General features: G+C 69.4%; 14 protein-coding genes. 11 read left to right on the forward strand and 3 right to left on the reverse strand.

The genetic code is table 11. The features are described 5' to 3' along the window. Nucleotides 1–178 precede the first annotated feature (178 nt). From L2U69_RS10930 to L2U69_RS10950, 5 genes are all read left to right on the forward strand, one after another. Nucleotides 179–1,783 (forward strand): fatty acid--CoA ligase, encoded by a 1,605-nt coding sequence (locus L2U69_RS10930; protein WP_236106838.1) that lies wholly within the window; start codon nucleotides 179–181, stop codon nucleotides 1,781–1,783. A gap of 55 nt (nucleotides 1,784–1,838) precedes the next feature. Further along, a complete protein-coding gene (locus L2U69_RS10935; RefSeq protein ID WP_236106839.1) occupies nucleotides 1,839–2,459 on the forward strand; it encodes a TetR/AcrR family transcriptional regulator in 621 nt (206 codons plus the stop codon). Nucleotides 2,460–2,560: 101 nt separating this feature from the next. Beyond that, nucleotides 2,561–3,007 (forward strand): DUF3592 domain-containing protein, encoded by a 447-nt coding sequence (locus tag L2U69_RS10940; protein WP_236106840.1) that lies wholly within the window; start codon nucleotides 2,561–2,563, stop codon nucleotides 3,005–3,007. 7 nt (nucleotides 3,008–3,014) lie between these two features. Beyond that, on the forward strand, nucleotides 3,015–3,668 hold the full coding sequence (locus L2U69_RS10945) for a DNA-3-methyladenine glycosylase family protein (protein WP_236106841.1): 654 nt from the start codon (nucleotides 3,015–3,017) through the stop codon (nucleotides 3,666–3,668). 94 nt (nucleotides 3,669–3,762) lie between these two features. Continuing rightward, nucleotides 3,763–4,698 (forward strand): lipid A biosynthesis lauroyl acyltransferase, encoded by a 936-nt coding sequence (locus L2U69_RS10950; protein WP_236106842.1) that lies wholly within the window; start codon nucleotides 3,763–3,765, stop codon nucleotides 4,696–4,698. Nucleotides 4,699–4,701: 3 nt separating this feature from the next. On the opposite strand, the gene recQ is transcribed toward L2U69_RS10950, so the two are convergent. Then, nucleotides 4,702–6,516, reverse strand: coding sequence for a DNA helicase RecQ (gene recQ, locus L2U69_RS10955; protein ID WP_236106843.1), 1,815 nt, complete (start codon nucleotides 6,514–6,516; stop codon nucleotides 4,702–4,704). 539 nt (nucleotides 6,517–7,055) lie between these two features. Here recQ and L2U69_RS10960 point away from each other — a divergent pair. From L2U69_RS10960 to L2U69_RS10970, 3 genes are all read left to right on the forward strand, one after another. Then, nucleotides 7,056–7,928, forward strand: coding sequence for an aldose 1-epimerase family protein (locus L2U69_RS10960; protein WP_236106844.1), 873 nt, complete (start codon nucleotides 7,056–7,058; stop codon nucleotides 7,926–7,928). A 112-nt stretch (nucleotides 7,929–8,040) separates the two neighbouring features. Next, nucleotides 8,041–9,402 carry a 30S ribosomal protein S12 methylthiotransferase RimO gene (rimO, locus tag L2U69_RS10965; RefSeq protein ID WP_236106845.1) on the forward strand — a complete coding sequence of 454 codons (1,362 nt, stop codon included), beginning with the start codon at nucleotides 8,041–8,043 and terminating at the stop codon, nucleotides 9,400–9,402. A 240-nt stretch (nucleotides 9,403–9,642) separates the two neighbouring features. After that, a complete protein-coding gene (locus tag L2U69_RS10970) occupies nucleotides 9,643–9,903 on the forward strand; it encodes a DUF2061 domain-containing protein (protein ID WP_236106846.1) in 261 nt (86 codons plus the stop codon). 4 nt (nucleotides 9,904–9,907) lie between these two features. Here the strand turns inward: L2U69_RS10970 and L2U69_RS10975 are convergent, their stop codons facing one another. After that, entirely contained in the window at nucleotides 9,908–10,723 is an 816-nt protein-coding gene (locus L2U69_RS10975) for a hypothetical protein (protein WP_236106847.1), read from the reverse strand. 205 nt (nucleotides 10,724–10,928) lie between these two features. Here L2U69_RS10975 and L2U69_RS10980 point away from each other — a divergent pair, with 205 nt between their 5' ends. The 3 genes from L2U69_RS10980 to glcF are packed head-to-tail and all read left to right on the forward strand — an operon-like array spanning nucleotide 10,929 to nucleotide 14,921. Beyond that, nucleotides 10,929–12,419, forward strand: coding sequence for an FAD-linked oxidase C-terminal domain-containing protein (locus tag L2U69_RS10980; RefSeq protein ID WP_236106900.1), 1,491 nt, complete (start codon nucleotides 10,929–10,931; stop codon nucleotides 12,417–12,419). A gap of 13 nt (nucleotides 12,420–12,432) precedes the next feature. Further along, nucleotides 12,433–13,641: an FAD-binding protein gene (locus tag L2U69_RS10985; RefSeq protein ID WP_236106848.1), complete on the forward strand. Its 1,209-nt coding sequence runs from the start codon at nucleotides 12,433–12,435 to the stop codon at nucleotides 13,639–13,641. Further along, complete coding sequence (gene glcF, locus L2U69_RS10990; RefSeq protein WP_236106849.1) at nucleotides 13,638–14,921, forward strand: glycolate oxidase subunit GlcF; 1,284 nt, start codon at nucleotides 13,638–13,640, stop codon at nucleotides 14,919–14,921. Before L2U69_RS10985 ends, glcF begins: the two co-directional genes overlap by 4 nt. Before the next feature lie 59 nt (nucleotides 14,922–14,980). Here glcF and pyk read toward each other — a convergent pair whose 3' ends face one another. After that, nucleotides 14,981–16,426 (reverse strand): pyruvate kinase, encoded by a 1,446-nt coding sequence (gene pyk, locus L2U69_RS10995; RefSeq protein WP_236106850.1) that lies wholly within the window; start codon nucleotides 16,424–16,426, stop codon nucleotides 14,981–14,983. Nucleotides 16,427–16,440 lie beyond the last annotated feature (14 nt).

A 16,440-nucleotide genomic window follows, 5' to 3' on the forward strand; every position in this document is an offset into this window, starting at 1 on the left:
GGGATGACGCATTGGGGATGACCCAATGGCCTCCCCCCGGAAACACTCTGTTGACGGACGCCGTGGCGGCCCGTCCGTGCTTGTCGTCATCCCGTTCCCCTCTCATATAGATCCGGGACACCGCGATACCGGGGCATAACCGGAGCGGTGCGAGGGGAAACGAGAACGGGGAATCGCCATGGATGGGGGAAGGCTTTCGGGGTCGACGGCCGTTTCGGACGGCGTCATCCGTACGGTGGGGGACATTCCCCGCCATCACGCGGCGCTTCGGCCCGACGTGCCGGCCCTGGTGTTCGGCGATCGCGTCTCCACCTATGCCCGCTGGAACGAACGCTGTTCGCGGGTCGCCAACGCGCTGATGCGCGACGGTGCCGGGCCGGGCGCCCGCATCGTCTTCCTGGCCAAGAATTCAGACAATTATTACGAAGCCTATGTCGGCGCGACCAAGGCGAATGCGGTGCTGGTCGCCATAAACTGGCGCCTCGCGCCGCCGGAAGTGGTCTATATCGTCAATGATTCCGAGGCCGAGATCCTGATGGTCGGGCCCGAATTCGCGCCGGTGATCGAACAGGTGCTGGCCGAGATGCCGCGCGTGCGCAAGATCGTCATGATGGGCGAGGCGCGGGGCGACTGGCCGGGTTTCGAGGACTGGCTGGGCGATGCGCCGGGTACCGATCCCCTGCTGCCGACGACGCCGGACGACGTCGCGATCCAGCTCTATACCTCCGGCACCACGGGCCATCCCAAGGGCGTGATGCTGACCAACGCCAATGTCCTCGAAGCCATGAAGGCGGCGGAATGGGGCACCTATGGCGCCTGGATGCCGGGCGTCGACCGGCTGGTCATGTGCATGCCGAACTTCCATGTCGCCGGTTCCAACTGGGGCCTGTTCGGGCTCTCGGTCGGGGTCACCGTGCACGTGCTGCCGGAGGTCGATCCGGCCCGCATCCTGGCGACCATCGAGAAGGAGAAGATCACCCGCGCGCTCTTCGTCCCGGCGGTCGTCCTCCTCCTCGTGCAGCACCCCTCGGCGCAGACCACCGACCTTTCCAGCCTGAAGACCATTCTCTACGGCGCCTCGCCCATTCCGCTCGACCTGCTGCGCACGGCGATGCAGGTGTTCGGGGCGGAATTCGTCCAGGGCTACGGCCTGACCGAGACCTGCGGCGCCGCCATCTGCCTGTCGCCGGACGATCACGACCCGGCGGGCAGCCCGCGCATGCGCAGTTGCGGCAAGCCCCTGCCGGGGGTCGAGGTGCGAATCGTCGATCCCCTCGGCAAGGATCTGCCTGCGGGCGAGGTGGGCGAACTGGTCATCCGCTCCGGCCTCAACATGTGCGGCTATTGGCGGCGCGACGCCGATACCGCGAAGGCCGTGGTCGATGGCTGGCTCCACACCGGCGACGCCGGCTACAAGGATGCCGATGGTTACGTCTACATCCACGACCGGGTGAAGGACATGATCGTCTCCGGCGCCGAGAACATCTATCCGGCCGAGGTCGAAAGCGCCCTCTTCGGCCATCCCGCCATCGCCGACGTCGCCGTGATCGGCGTGCCCGACGAGAAATGGGGCGAGGCGGTGAAGGCCGTCGTCGTCCTGAAGGAAGGGATGGAGGCGGATGCCGCCGAGATCATCGCCTTCGCCAAAAGCCGCATCGCGGGTTACAAGGCGCCGAAGTCGGTCGACTTCGCCGAGAGCCTGCCGCGCAACCCCTCGGGCAAGCTCCTGAAGCGGGAATTGCGCAGACCCTATTGGGAAGGCCGCGATCGCCAGGTGAATTGAGCCGGAGCCGAGGGGTCGGATTGACATATTGTCAACGCTGGCCCCAAATGCCGCCATGGTAGATGTCGCAGACGATCAGGCTTCCGGCGCGCGTGGCGGGCGCCGCCGCAGTGAGAGCCGCCGCCGCCTTCTGGCCGCCGCCCGGCGCCTGTTCGTGGAGCGCGGCTATCACGCAACCCGCCCGCAGGACATCGCCCGCGAGGCGGAGGTCGGCAACGGCACCTTCTATCTTCATTTCGCCGACAAGCGGGACATCTTCCTCGCCTTCGCCGAGGAAGCCTGCGCCGAGATCGAAGCCGCGATCATCGGCCCGCTGACCGGGCCCGAACCCTGGGACCAGCGCATCCTGAACACCATCAAGGCGGCGCTGGCCTTCGAGGCGAACGAGCGCAAGGTGATCGCCGCCGCCCTGATGGACATCTCCATCATCGATCCCGGCGACGAGGAGCCGACGGTGCGCCCGCGCGACCGGCTGGCCAAACTGACCGCCGCCTCGCTCCAGGAAGGCATCGACAAGGGCGAGATCCGCGCCGACCTGAACACGGAGTTGATCGCCCATTCCCTGCTCGGCATGGTCGAACAGGCGGCCTATCACGCCGAACGCAGCAATCTTTCGCCGGAAGAGGTGCTGGCCACCCTGGTCGGCTTCGTCACCGCCGGCCTCGCCCGGCGCTGAGGCGCGATCGTCTCGAGGCCGCTTGAAGGCCGTGACGGCGCGAGCGACCATGACCTGACGGTTACGAATCGGCCCGATGGTCATGATTAGGGGAGGACGGGATGGCAGGCTGGATCGGCGCGGCGGTTCTGGTGCTGGTGGCGCTGGCGCTGTTCGGCTGGGCACTCTCCGCCTGGCTCGCCTTCCGTGCCATGCGCCGCTGGCCGGTGGTCCAAGGCAAGGTGGCGATCACCGGCCTCGATTCCGAACGGCGCCTGCATCGCCATGCCGCCCGTCTCGTCCATCTGCCGACCGTCGCCTATCGCTACGAGGCCGGCGGCGAGAAGCATATCGGCAGCCGCCTCGCCAATCGGACCGTACTCTTCGAACGGGAGGAAGAGGCGCGCCGATTCCTCGACGCCCTGCCGACGGGGGCCCCCGTCGACGTCCGCTACAATCCCGCCAATGCCAACGAGGCGGTGCTGGAGGTGCGGGCGCCCGCGCTCGCGTCCCGCATCGCGGGCGGCGTGCTCTGCCTCGGCGGGGCCGCGGCCCTGCTCTTCGCCTGAGGCGGCGATGGCACGCCCGCCCGTCGACCACGACACCGCGCTGGACCGGCTGCGGCGCAAGTGCCGCTACATGCGCCGCGCCATCGACGAGGCGGGCGCGCCGCCGCCCCGGGTGCGCGACCCGGGCTTTGCCGCGCTCGCCCGCATCATCGTCGAACAGCAGGTTTCGGTCGCGGCCGGGGCGGCGATCTGGGGCCGCTTCGAGACCGGCATGGGCGGCGTCGCGACGCCCGACGCGGTGCGCGGCTTCGACGAGGAGGGCTTGCGCCAGTTCGGCCTGTCGCGGCCGAAGGCGCGCTATATCCATGCCCTGGCCGGGGCGGTGGCGGACGGCACCCTCGATCTCGACGCGGTCGACGCCATGGCCGACGCCGAGGCGATCGCGGCCCTGACCACGGTCAAGGGCATCGGCCGCTGGACGGCGGAGATCTATCTGATGTTCGCCCTCGGCCGGATGGATCTCTGGCCGGCCCTGGACCTCGCGCTGGCCGAAGGGGCGTTTCGCCTGATGGGGCTCGAGGCCAGGCCCGACGCCAAGGCGCTGGACGAGATCGGCCGGCGCTGGGCGCCCCACCGCTCGACCGCGGCGCTCGTGATCTGGCGCTATTACGGCCACAGCCGCAAATCCAGCGCGCAGCCCATGGGCGCGGAGAGGGCATAGCAGGGCCCGGCTTCGTCGTCTTGACCTCGCGGTCAGTATCTTTAAGGTCCGCCAGCCCGAAACAAAGGGAACGGCACGGATGCGCCTCTGGTGGATGAAGACGAAATTGCGGCTCTATCGCGGCCTGCTGCGCGTGCAGTGGCTGCTGGAGGCGGTCGCGATCTATCTGGTGCTCGCCTTGTGCAAGGCGCTGGGGCCCGACCGCGCCTCCGCGCTCGGGGCCTTCGTCGCGACCAGGCTGGGCCCGCGGATCGCCGTCTCGCGCATCGCCCGGCGCCAGATCGACATCGTCTACCCAGGCATCTCGGGCGAGGAGCGGGAGCGGATCCTGCGCGGCGTCTGGGACAATTTCGGGCGCTATTTCACCGAATACGCCCATCTCCGGACCCTGTGGCCCAAGGATTTCGATCCCGAGTCCCTCGGCGCCGGCTCGCGGGTGGAGGTCGATCCCGGGGTTGCCGAACGCTTCCTGCGCATCCGCGACGACGGCAAGCCGGCGATCATCTTCACCGGCCATATCGGCAATTGGGAAGTGCTCGGGGCCGGAGCCGCCCATTTCGAACTGCCGATGGCGGCCATGTTCCGCGCGCCGAACAATCCGATCGCGGAAAAGGTCCTGCTCGGCATCAGGGGGGCGGCCATGGGCCGGCTCATCCCCGCCGGCTTCCAGGCCGCCCTGCTCGCCGCCCGCGAACTGGAATCGGGCGGCCATCTCGGCATGCTGGTCGATCAGCATTTCAGCCGGGGCATCGCCGTTCCGTTCATGGGCCGCGAGGCGATGACGGCGACGACCCTTGCCAAGCTGGCGCGGCGCTTCAAATGCCCGGTTCACGGCGCCTGGGCCGAGCGGCTGGACGGCTGCCGCTTCCGCATCCATATGACCGAGGAACTCGATTTCTCGGCGGAATACGAGATGGCGGATGCGCGGGCCGCCGAACGCGCCATCACCGAGAAAGTGACGGCGGTGATCGAGGGCTGGGTGCGCGCCCGCCCCGACCAGTGGAACTGGCTGCACCGGCGCTGGCGCTGAGGCTCAGTCGTCGAAAGCGGCGATCGCCTCGATGAAACGGTCGGCGTAACGCTCCAGCTTCGCCTCGCCGACACCGGGGATCTGGGAGAAGCCGAAACGGTCCGTGGGCCGCCGGCGCGCCAGCTCCTGCAGCGTCGTATCGTGGAAGATGACATAGGGCGGCACGCCCTGGTCCCGCGCCAGCTCCAGCCGGAGGGCGCGCAGCGCCGCGAACAGCCCGCCGTCCGCCTCGGAGACCGCGACCGGCTCGCCGGTCCGGCGGCCGCGGCGCGTGGCGGGGCGGCGCGGCGGATCGACGCGCAGTTCGACCGTCTGCTCGCCGCGCAGCACCGGGCGGCAGCTCTCGTTGAGGACCAGGGCGCCGTGACGATCGAGATCGACGGCGATGAAGCCGAGCGCCGCCAGCTGGCGCAAAACGCCGCGCCAATGGTCCGCCGTCTGGTCCTGGCCGACGCCGAAGGTCTTCAGGGTGTGATGGCCGAAGTTCCGGACCTTCTCCGTCTCCTTGCCGGTCAGCACGTCGATGACGTGGACCGCCCCGAACCGCTCCCCCGTGCGGTAGATCGCCGACAGGGCCTTCTGGGCATCGATCGTGCCGTCGCGGGTCTCGACCGGATTGAGACAGGTGTCGCAATTGCCGCAGGGCTTGGTGTCGGTCTCGCCGAAATAGGCGAGCAGGACCTGGCGCCGGCAGCGCGCCGTCTCGCAGAAGCCCAGCAGGGCGTCGAGCTTGCTGCGCTCGGCGCGCTTGTGGGTGTCCGCCGCTTCCGACGCGGACATCAGCTGGCGCAGGCGCGCGACATCCTCGATGCCGTAGAACAGCAGGGCTTCGGAGGGCAGGCCGTCGCGCCCGGCGCGCCCGGTCTCCTGGTAATAGGCCTCGATCGTCTTCGGCAGGTCCAGGTGGACGACGAAACGCACGTCCGGCTTGTCGATGCCCATGCCGAAAGCCACGGTCGCGACCATGATCACGCCGTCCTCCTTCAGGAAGCGGTCGTGATTGCGCGCGCGCACCTCCTTTTCGAGGCCGGCGTGATAGGGTAGCGCATTGTAACCCTGTGCGATGCACCACTCCGCCATGGTCTCGACCTTGGCGCGGCTCATGCAGTAGATGATGCCGGCCTGGCCGGGGCGCTCCTCCAGGAACCGTTTCAGGCCGGCGCGCGGCTCGATCTTGGGGACGACCGTATAGCGGATGTTGGGCCGATCGAAGCCGGACAGGAACAGGGGCGCGTCGCCGAGGCCGAGCCGGACGGCGATGTCGCGCCTTGTCGGGCCGTCGGCGGTCGCGGTCAGGCCGATTCGCGGCACGCTCGGATAGCGCCGGTGCAACACTTCGAGCTGCAGATATTCGGGCCGGAAATCGTGACCCCATTGCGAGACGCAATGGGCCTCGTCGATGGCGAAGAGGGCGAGGGGGGCCTGATCGAGAAGGTCGAGGAAACGGTCGGTCAGCAGGCGCTCGGGCGCCACATAGAGAAGGTCGAGCTCGCCCGCCAGCAAGGCCCGCTCGACCGCCCGCGCCTCCGCCCCGTCCAGGGCGGAATTCAGCGCCGCCGCGCGCACGCCCAACTGGCGCAGCGCCTCCACCTGGTCCTGCATCAGCGCGATCAGGGGCGATACCACGATGCCGACGCCCGGACGGCACAGCGCGGGCACCTGATAGCACAGCGATTTGCCACCGCCGGTGGGCATGACGACCAGGCAGTCGCCGCCACCGACCACGTGATCGACGATCGCCGCCTGGGGACCGCGAAAACTGTCGAATCCGAAGACGGAATGCAGGATGTCGGGAGGGGTGGGACGCTCGCCTTTCATGGCACGCTTATAGGCGCGCGGCGCATCATTCGCCAGTAGGGAGACCGATTCCGCTATCGCTCGGCGAAAAATTTTCGCGACAGTCAAACCGAGAAAAATCGCCGCGGTTAAGCAATGCGCAACATCTAGGGAGCAATGTGTAATTGTCGTTTGTCACAAGCCTGTAAATGAAGTTTACAGGAGGTCGTCAACCAATCCCCCGGTCGGCCCGTCGGCCCCGGGGAGGTACTGCGGAGGGGTCTGTGGTGCGCGGAATTTCGACTGTCGGGAAAAAGTTCGGTAGCGGTTCCATCGAATCGGGCTGGTTCCACGTATGCCCCATGAGCGGGCCGACCACCACGGCTCTTGGTGAAGAGTGCTGCGATTGCGGTGCCGTCGAGCGCCGCGACCGCCGGCGCCTGCGTGCCGCCCTTCGTTGCATCGAAGGGGGCCGCAAGGACTGAGCGGCATCCGGGCGCCGAGTGGCGCCCAGGGGCGGCATCGGGGCGCCGGGCGGCGCTCGAGGACCGATGCCGGCGGCGAATGCCAGCGGGGGATGAATGATCCGGATCGCATATGGCGACTGGCGCGCCGCGGTAAAGCCCTTCGGGGCAGAGTTGTCCGAACTGGGCCATGAGGCCGCCGGCGATCTTCTCTGGCCCGCCATCGATCCCTGGCCACGGCACGCCCCCAATCTCTTTCCCATCGTCGGCCGTCTGGCCGGCGACCGCCTCGTCCATCGGGGCCGTTCCTATCCCATGCGCCAGCACGGCTTTGCCCGGGACCGCGAATTCGCGGTCGTGGCGCAGGGCGAATCGGAGTGCCGACTTCGCCTCGAGGACGACGCGGAGACAAGGGCCCGCTATCCCTTCGCCTTTCGGCTCGACATCGTCCACCGGCTGGACGCGGCGGGCCTGCATGTTACCTATGAAGTCACCAATCCGGGCGACGAGGTGCTGCCCGCCAGCGTGGGCGCCCATCCGGCCTTTCGTTGGCCGCTCGACCCCGCCGCGGCGAAGACCGGGTATTGGCTGACCTTCGATCAGGAGGAGACGGCGCCGGTGCGCCGGCTCGACGGCGGTCTCGTCATGCCGGACCTCTTCGAGACCCCGATCCGCGGCCGCCGCCTCGATCTCGACGACGCCCTGTTCGAGGCTGATGCCCTGATCCTCGACGCGCCCGTCAGCAAGGGACTCGTCTTCGCCGGGCCCGGCCGCGCGATCCGCGTCGCCTGGGGCGGCTTTCGCCAGTTGGGGCTCTGGATGAAGCCCGGCGCCGGCTACCTCTGCATCGAGCCCTGGGCGGGCTTCGCCAGCCCGATCGGTTTCGACGGCGAATTCACCGACAAGCCGGGTCTCCTCCACCTGGCGCCGGGCGAGACGCGGGCCTTTTCCTATGCGGTAGATCTGGCCGTGCCGGAAGCCGCCGGCTGACGCCGGCTTCAGGAAATGGCCGCCGGCTGACGCCGTCCTTGCGGAAGTGATCGCGCCGGCCGATAAAGGCGCGGATATCCGATCCGAGACGTCATTCCCAAGAAGTCACCCCATGTCGAACATCGCCGAATTCGCCAAGCAAAAGCCGGGGGCCGGTCCCAAGGTCGGCCTCGTCTCCCTCGGCTGCCCGAAGGCGCTGGTGGATTCCGAGCGCATCATCACCCAGCTCAAGGCCGAGGGCTATGAGATCAGCCCCGATTACGACGGCGCGGACGTGGTGGTGGTCAACACCTGCGGCTTCCTGGATTCGGCCCGCGCCGAATCGCTGGAAGCGATCGGCGAGGCGCTCAGCGAGAACGGCAAGGTCATCGTCACCGGCTGTCTGGGAGCGACGCCCGACCTGATCCTGGACCAATATCCGAGCGTGCTGGCGGTGACCGGGCCGCATCGCTACGAACAGGTGATGAAGGCGGTGCACGACGTGGTGCCGCCGCGTCACGATCCCTTCGTCGATCTGGTGCCGGCGGCGGGCGTGAAGCTGACGCCGCGCCATTATGCCTATCTGAAGATTTCGGAAGGCTGCAATCACCGCTGTTCCTTCTGCATCATTCCCCATCTGCGCGGCGATCTCGTCTCGCGCCCGGTGGACGAGGTGCTGCGCGAGGCGGAGAACCTGGTGAACGGCGGCGTGCGCGAACTCCTCGTCATCAGCCAGGACACCTCGGCCTATGGCGTCGACCTGCGCCACAGGGGCGCCGAATGGCGCGGGCGGGAACGCCGGGCCCATATGACCGATCTGGCGGCGGCGCTCGGCGAATTGGGGGCCTGGGTGCGGCTCCACTACGTCTATCCCTATCCCCATGTCGACGACGTCATCCCGCTGATGGCCGAGGGCAAGGTGCTGCCCTATCTCGACATCCCGTTCCAGCACGCCTCGCCCAGGGTGCTGAAGGCCATGCGCCGGCCCGGCAATCAGGAGAAGGTGCTGAACCGCCTCGCCGCCTGGCGCCGCGACGTGCCCGATATCGCCATCCGCTCCACCTTCATCGTCGGCTTTCCCGGCGAGACGGAGGAGGATTTCGAGGAACTCCTCGGCTTCCTGCGCGAGGCCCGGCTCGATCGGGTCGGCTGCTTCCGCTACGAACCGGTCGACGGCGCGCCCGCCAACGACCTTCCCGACGCGGTGCCGGAACCGGTGAAGGAAGAGCGCTGGAACCGCTTCATGGCGCTGCAGCAGCAGATTTCCATGGAAAAGCTGGACGAGAAGATCGGCCGCCGGATGACGGTGATCGTCGACGAGATCGACAATGAGGACGGCGTCATCTGCCGCTCCCATGCCGATGCCCCGGAGATCGACGGCAACGTCATCATTGAGGAGCCGCTCCGCCGTCTCCGCCCCGGCGAGATGGTCGATGTGATCATCGAGGAAGCGGGCGAATACGACCTCTGGGCCCGTATGCCCGACGAGGCCTGACAGGCGTCTCCTCGCCGCCCCACCGATTTCCCGTCACCCCGACCCTCTCCCCGCAAGCGGGGCGAGGGCGTTCATCACGCGCGCCATAACGCTCTCGTCCCTTTGGAGAGAGGGGCGGGTGAGGGGTGGAACACCGCCCGCCGATTTTTGCCGATGACGCCTTGAAAGCCGCTTGCACGCGCCTATTTAAATTGATAATAATTCTCAATATCGACTGATTGGACGATGCGGAGCACGACCATGGCAAAGGATCTGGCGAAGACGGCGACTTTCGCGATGCTGCATTTCAGTGTCGGGTTCGCGGTGACCTACGCCTTCACCGGCTCGGTGCAGATCGCCACCGGGGTCGCGCTGGTCGAACCGGCGGTGAACACGGTGGTGTTCTTCTTTCACGAGCGGGTGTGGCAGAAGCTGGGCGCCCGCCGGGGCGCCTTCGAGGGGGGTGTCGGCCGCCAGGAGACGGCGGAACGCGCGATGCTGGGCTGCGGCCACGCGATCTGACGGATCACCCGGCGTCGATCTGGCGCCGGGGCGCGCGCAGCAGGAGCCAGAGCGAGCGGATGGCGAGCAGGCCGAACAGGCCGAAGCCGCCGGCCACCATGGTCAGCAGATTGAGCACGGCCGTCTGACTGCCGGCCGGCGTCGCCTCCACATCCGCGAAAATGTCGTTCACCACCTGAATCTCGCCGACGCTGGCGGCCACCATGCCGCCCGCCTCGGCCAGGCGCTGGCCGTCGGTCTCGACATGGCCCGTGGCCGGCAGGAAGACGCTGACCTCGAGCGGTACCCCCCCGATCACCGACAGGCCGGCGAGGTGGAGGAGGGGAGCACCGCTCCTGCCGCTGTCGACACGGGCATGGACCAGATAGCCGGGTCCTTCCAGCAGGAGCGCGTCCTGGGGCAGGCGGGCCGCGATCTCCGCCGCCGCATGGGCGGGATAGAGTGGCCGCAGATCCTCGATGAAGCGCCCCGGGGCCGAGATCACCAGGGGCTCGCCATCGGCGCCGAGCAGGGCGCCGATCTGGCCCAGGCGGGAAATATCGTGGCGCAGGCCGCGGCGCCATTCGTCCAGCTCCTGGCAATCGGCGAAGCTGAGGGCGGGGCGCAGGCGGTCTTCCTCGACCTTGGCCAGGGCGTCGATCAGCGCCTCTTCCGCCGCGATCTCGGGCGACAGGCGGCAGAAGCCGAAGGGCGGCGCCAGTTCCAGCGGCCGGCCGGCCACGACCAGGGTCTCCGCCCGCGTGCCGGCCGCCGGCAGCACGCCCGCCAGTGCCGCGCAGACGACGAGTGCGGCAGCACCTTTCCCGCGGAAAGGCTGCAAGAGACGCCGGATACGGGAAGGCGAGGCGGTTTCGGATTTCATGACGGCATATAGCTGCATAATCCACACTCTACCGCCGCCTGCATTGTCACCGGATTGAATGTATCCCAAGCATCCCAGCCTTGCCGTCGCAGGCTTGCAACAGCGGGACGAAATGCCATCCTAGACCCGGGGAGCCGGAACCGGGAGGGAAGCGCGCATGAGTCTGACGATGCCGGTTCCGGACGGCGCGGTGATCGAGGGCAGGGCCGACCTTCTCGCCCATCTCGCCCGGCTGTTGCCGGCGGATGCCGTGATCGGGGCCGATTCGGCGCTCGCCGCCTATGAATGCGACGCCCTGACCGCCTATGTCCAGCGCCCGCTGGCCGTCGTCCTGCCCCGCACCACCGAGGAGGTCGCGCGCGTGCTCCGCGCCTGTCTCGAACGGGGCGTCAGGGTGGTGCCGCGCGGCGCCGGCACCTCGCTCTCGGGCGGCGCCCTGCCGCTGGCGGACGGTATCGTGCTGTCGCTGGCACGCTTCAACCGCATCCTCGACATCGATCTCGACAACCGCTGCATCACCGCCCAGCCCGGCGTCACCAATCTGGCCCTGACCAAGGCGGTGGAGGCGGACGGCTTCTTCTATGCCCCGGATCCCTCCAGCCAGATCGCCTGCACCATCGGCGGCAATGTGGCGGAGAATTCAGGCGGCGTGCATTGCCTGAAATACGGCCTGACCACCCACAATCTGCTCGGTCTCGAAATCGTCCTGATGGACGGCACGGTGGCGCGCATCGGCGGCGGCAAGACCCTGGATGCGCCGGGTTACGACCTTCTCGGCGTCGTCACCGGCTCCGAAGGGCTGCTTGGCGTCGTGACCGAGGTCACGGTGCGCCTGACCCCGGCGCCCCAGGGGATCGGCGCCCTGCTGGCCGGCTTCGCCACGGTCGAGGCGGCGGGGGAGGCGGTCGCCGCCATCGTCGGCGCCGGTATCGTGCCCGCCGGGATCGAGATGATGGACAATCTGGCGATCAACGCGGCGGAGGATTTCTGCGCCCCCGGCTATCCGCGCGATGCCGCCGCCCTGCTGATCGTCGAGTTGGACGGCCCGGCCGGCGAGGTCGAGGCGCAGATGGACCGCGTCTCCGCCATCCTCGCCGATCACGGCGCGACCAGCCAGAAGCGCACCCGCGACGCGGCGGAACGCCTTGGCTTCTGGGCCGGGCGCAAGGCCGCCTTCCCGGCGGTGGGGCGCATCTCGCCCGACTATCTGTGCATGGACGGCACCATCCCGCGCGCCCGCCTGCCGGAGGTTCTGGGCCGCATCGCCTCCCTCTCCGCCGACTACGGGCTTCGCTGCGCCAATGTCTTTCATGCCGGCGACGGCAATCTGCATCCCCTGATCCTCTATGACGCGAATGTCGACGACGAACTGGCCCGCGCCGAAGCCTTCGGCGCCGACATCCTGCGCACCTGCGTCGCCGTCGGCGGCGTGCTGACGGGCGAACACGGGGTCGGCATCGAGAAACGCGACCTGATGGGCGAAATGTTCGACGACACCGACCTCGCGGTTCAGCAACGCCTGAAATGCGCCTTCGATCCGAAGGGCCTGCTCAATCCCGGCAAGGTCTTCCCCGTGCTTCACGCCTGTGTCGAACTGGGCCGGCTCAAGGTCTCGGGCGGCAAGCTCCGCTTCGCGGATCTGCCCCGGTTCTGAGGGGAGGAGAGACATGGAACGCCTCGCGCCGCGCAGTACCGCCGATGTCGCGGCCATCGTCGCCGACTGTACCGCGCGCGGCCACCGTCTCAACGTGATCGGGGCGGGCACGCGCGCCGGCCTCGGCCATCCGGTGACGGCGGATGCCGTCCTCGATCTCGGCGCCTTCGCCGGCATCGAGAGTTACGAACCGGGGGAACAGATCATCACCCTCGGCCCCGCCACCCCACTCGCGGAACTCGACGCGGTGCTGACGGATTCAGGCCAGCGCCTCGCCTTCGATCCGCCCGACACCGGGCCCCTGTTCGGCGAGGCGCCGGGCCTCGGCACCATCGGCGGCGCCGTCGCCGCCAATCTGGCCGGCCCCGCCCGTCCCCGCGCCGGCGCGGCGCGCGACCACCTCCTCGGCATCGAGGCCGTGAGCGGAAGGGGCGAGGTGTTCAAGGCCGGCGGCCGGGTCGTCAAGAATGTGACCGGCTACGATCTGCCCAAGCTGCTGGCCGGCTCCTTCGGCACGCTCGCCGTGATGACCCGCCTCACGCTCCGCCTCGGCGGGCGGCCGCCGGGCACGGTGACGGCGGCCCTTCTCGACATCGCGCCAGCGGAAGCGGGACACCTGATGCAGCGGATCGCGGGCAGCGGGCTGGAACCCGTCGCGATCGCCTATCTGCCGGCCGAGGTCGCGGTGCGCGAGCGCCATCCCCTGGCGGCGGCGGCCCTGCTCGTCCGCTTCGAGGGGCCGGCGTCGGCCCTGCCCGAACGCCTGGCGGATCTCCAGCGCCTGGTCGGCACGGCGGCCCCGGTCGAGGCGATCGAAGGCCCGGATTCCGACGACACCTGGGCGGCGGTGCGCGACGTCGCCGGCCTGCTGCCCGATGGCGAACGGGCGCTGTGGCGCCTGTCATTGCCGCCGGCGGCGGGCTGCGGCGTCGCGATGGACCTGACGGCGGCGCTGCCCGGGCTTCGCTGGTTCGCCGATTGGGCCGGGGCGCGGCTGTGGCTGGCGGTGCCCGCCGGCGCCGACGCGGCGGCGGAGACGGTGCGGGCGGCGGCACGCGCGGCGGGCGGCCATGCGCTGCTGTTTCGCGCGCCCCTGACGGTCAAGGCGCGCGTGCCGGTGTTCGAGCCGCCGGCCGCCGGCGTCGGCGCCATCGAGCGCAGCCTTCGCGCCGCCTTCGACCCCGCCGGCATCCTCAATCCCGGCAAGATGGGCCCGGCATGAGAACCAGTTTCACGCTTCAGCAACTGGCCGATCCGGCGATCGCGGAAATCGACTCGATCCTGCGGAAATGCGTCCACTGCGGTTTCTGCACCGCCACCTGTCCCACCTATCGCGAGACCGGGGACGAGTTGGACGGGCCGCGCGGGCGGATCTATCTGATGAAGGAAATGTTCGAGGCCGACCTGCCGGCGGACGACGTCGCGCGCGACCATCTGGATCGCTGCCTCGGCTGCCTCAACTGCATGACCACCTGCCCCTCGGGCGTCGACTACGGCCGGCTGGTGGAACACGGCAAGGCCCATGTCGAAAGGACCGCGCCACGCGCCGTCGTGGACCGTATCCTGCGCAGCCTGATCGCGTTGGCGCTGCCCGGGCGGCGGCGCTTTCGCCTCGCCATGGCGCTGGGCCGGCTGGCGGCACCGGTCGTCCGCCGCCTGCCCGGGCGCCTCGGCGCCATGGGCCGGCTGGTGCCGGCGCGGGCGCCCGGGCCGACGGCGGTCGCGCCCGGTCAGGTTCACCCGGCGCTCGGTCCGCGCAAGGGCCGCGTCGCCCTGGTGATCGGCTGCATCCAGCCGGTGCTCCGCCCGAGTGTCGATGCGGCGGCTGTCCGTCTCCTCACCCGGCACGGGATCGAGGTTCTGGTGCCGCCCGATGCCGGCTGCTGCGGCGCGCTGCCGCTTCACATGGGCAAGGTCGACACGGCGCGGGCGACGGCGGCCCGTCTCGTCGATGCGCTGGCCCCCCGGCTCGGCGAATTGGACGCGGTGATCGTCACCGTCTCGGGCTGCGGCACGACGGTGAAGGATTACGGCCACCTGCTGAAGGACGACCCCGCGCGCGCGGCGGCGGCGGCACGCCTGGCGTCGCTGGCGCGGGACGTCAGCGAGGTGTTGGACGGCCTGGACCTTCGGCCGGACGGCCGCGCGACGGGCCGCGCGATCGCCTATCACGATGCCTGTTCACTGCGCCACGGCCAGCGCGTGACGGCGCCGAAGCGGCTTCTCGCCCAGGTCGGCTTCGAGGTGCGGGAGCCGCGCGACGCCCATCTGTGCTGCGGTTCGGCCGGCACCTACAACATGCTGCAGCCGGCCCTGTCCGCCCCCCTCGGCCGCGACAAGGCGGCGGCCCTGGCGGCGACCGGCGCCGGCCTCGTCGCCGCCGGCAATATCGGCTGCCTGACCCAGATCGCGGCCCATGGCACCCTGCCGGCGGTCCATACGGTCGAACTGCTGGACTGGGCGACCGGCGGCCCCACGCCCGAGGGTATCGCGCTGCATTGATCGACCACAAGTGCGTCGTCCCGGCCTTCGCCGGGATGACGGGTGAGAAGTGCTCGGTCTCAGACCGTGCGCTGCCCGGGTTCCGGGGCGGTGGCGACGCGCAGGATGTTGGTGGCGCCGGAGGTGCCGAAGGGCACGCCGGCGGTGATCACGATGCGGTCGCCCGGCCTGGCGAATTCATGCTCGACGGCATTGTTGCCGGCGCGCTGGACCATTTCCGCGAAGGAGGAGACGTCCTCGGTCACGACGCAATGCAGGCCCCAGGCCAGAGTCAGGCGCCGCGCCGTCGCCAGCACCGGGGTCAGCACCAGGATGTCCGTGTCCGGGCGCTTGCGCGCGACGCGGAGCGCCGTCGCCCCGCTCGAGGTGAAGCTGACGATGCAGGAGGCCGCGACCGTGCCGGCGACCTGGCAGGCGGCGGCGGAGATGGCGTCGGCGATGCTTTCGCCCGCGGCCTGGATCTGGGCGTGGATCAGGTCGTCGTAGACGATGTCGTTCTCCGCCTGATCGGCGATCCGGCTCATGGTCGCGACCGCTTCCAGCGGATAGCCGCCGGCGGCGGACTCCGCCGACAGCATCACGGCATCGGCGCCGTCGTAGACGGCGGTGGCGACGTCCGAGACCTCGGCCCGCGTCGGAACCGGGGCGGTCACCATGCTTTCCAGCATCTGGGTGGCGACCACGACGGGCTTGCCGGCGGCGCGGGCCTTGGCGGTCAGGCGCTTCTGGATGCCGGGCACGGTCTCAAGCGGCAGTTCGACGCCCAGGTCGCCGCGCGCCACCATGATGGCGTCGGCCTCGGCCAGGATGTCGTCGATGCGTTCCACCGCCGACGGCTTCTCGATCTTGGCGAGGACGCCGGCGCGCCCCTGCACGATCGCCTTCAGTTCCGTCACGTCCTCGGCCCGCTGGACGAAGGACAGCGCGACCCAGTCGACCCCGAGGCCGAGCACGAAATCGAGATCGCGCAGGTCCTTCGGCGTCATGGCGGCCAGCGGCAGGATGGCGTTCGGTACGTTCACGCCCTTGCGGTCCGACAGGCGCCGGCCCTCGATCACATGGGCGACGGCCCGCTTGCCGTCACTCACGCTGTCGATCGCGAGCTTCACGCGGCCGTCGTCCAGCAGCAGTTCGGTGCCGGGCACCATGGCCGCGAAGATTTCGGGATGGGGCAGGCAGACCCGGCTGTCGTCCCCCGGGGTCTCGTCCATGTCGAGGGCGATGACATGGCCGGGCCGGACCTCGACGCTGCCCTGGGCGAAACGGCCGATGCGCAGCTTCGGGCCCTGGAGATCGGCCAGGATGCCGATGGGGCGGCCGACCTCCGCCTCGACCTCGCGGATCGCGGCATGGCGGGCGCGGGCATCCTCGTGGTCGCCGTGGCTCATGTTCAGGCGGAAGACGTCGGCGCCGGCATCGAACAGGGCGCGGATCGTCGCCTTGTCGGAAGAGGCGGGGCCGAGGGTGGCGATGATTCGCGCGCGGCGATTCCGGTATCGGGTCATGGCGCGTAATCTAG

The organism is Zavarzinia marina (assembly GCF_021568905.1).
GTDB lineage: Bacteria > Pseudomonadota > Alphaproteobacteria > Zavarziniales > Zavarziniaceae > Zavarzinia > Zavarzinia marina.

Bases quoted from the DNA above. Each gene is read 5' to 3' on its own strand.
- L2U69_RS10960 (WP_236106844.1), top strand. From the start codon at position 7,056: ATGATCCGGATCGCATATGGCGACTGGCGCGCCGCGGTAAAGCCCTTC.
- L2U69_RS10940 (WP_236106840.1), top strand. From the start codon at position 2,561: ATGGCAGGCTGGATCGGCGCGGCGGTTCTGGTGCTGGTGGCGCTGGCG.
- L2U69_RS10985 (WP_236106848.1), top strand. From the start codon at position 12,433: ATGGAACGCCTCGCGCCGCGCAGTACCGCCGATGTCGCGGCCATCGTC.
- rimO (WP_236106845.1), top strand. From the start codon at position 8,041: ATGTCGAACATCGCCGAATTCGCCAAGCAAAAGCCGGGGGCCGGTCCC.
- recQ (WP_236106843.1), bottom strand. From the start codon at position 6,516: ATGAAAGGCGAGCGTCCCACCCCTCCCGACATCCTGCATTCCGTCTTC.
- L2U69_RS10945 (WP_236106841.1), top strand. From the start codon at position 3,015: ATGGCACGCCCGCCCGTCGACCACGACACCGCGCTGGACCGGCTGCGG.
- L2U69_RS10970 (WP_236106846.1), top strand. From the start codon at position 9,643: ATGGCAAAGGATCTGGCGAAGACGGCGACTTTCGCGATGCTGCATTTC.
- pyk (WP_236106850.1), bottom strand. From the start codon at position 16,426: ATGACCCGATACCGGAATCGCCGCGCGCGAATCATCGCCACCCTCGGC.
- L2U69_RS10930 (WP_236106838.1), top strand. From the start codon at position 179: ATGGATGGGGGAAGGCTTTCGGGGTCGACGGCCGTTTCGGACGGCGTC.
- glcF (WP_236106849.1), top strand. From the start codon at position 13,638: ATGAGAACCAGTTTCACGCTTCAGCAACTGGCCGATCCGGCGATCGCG.
- L2U69_RS10950 (WP_236106842.1), top strand. From the start codon at position 3,763: ATGAAGACGAAATTGCGGCTCTATCGCGGCCTGCTGCGCGTGCAGTGG.
- L2U69_RS10935 (WP_236106839.1), top strand. From the start codon at position 1,839: ATGGTAGATGTCGCAGACGATCAGGCTTCCGGCGCGCGTGGCGGGCGC.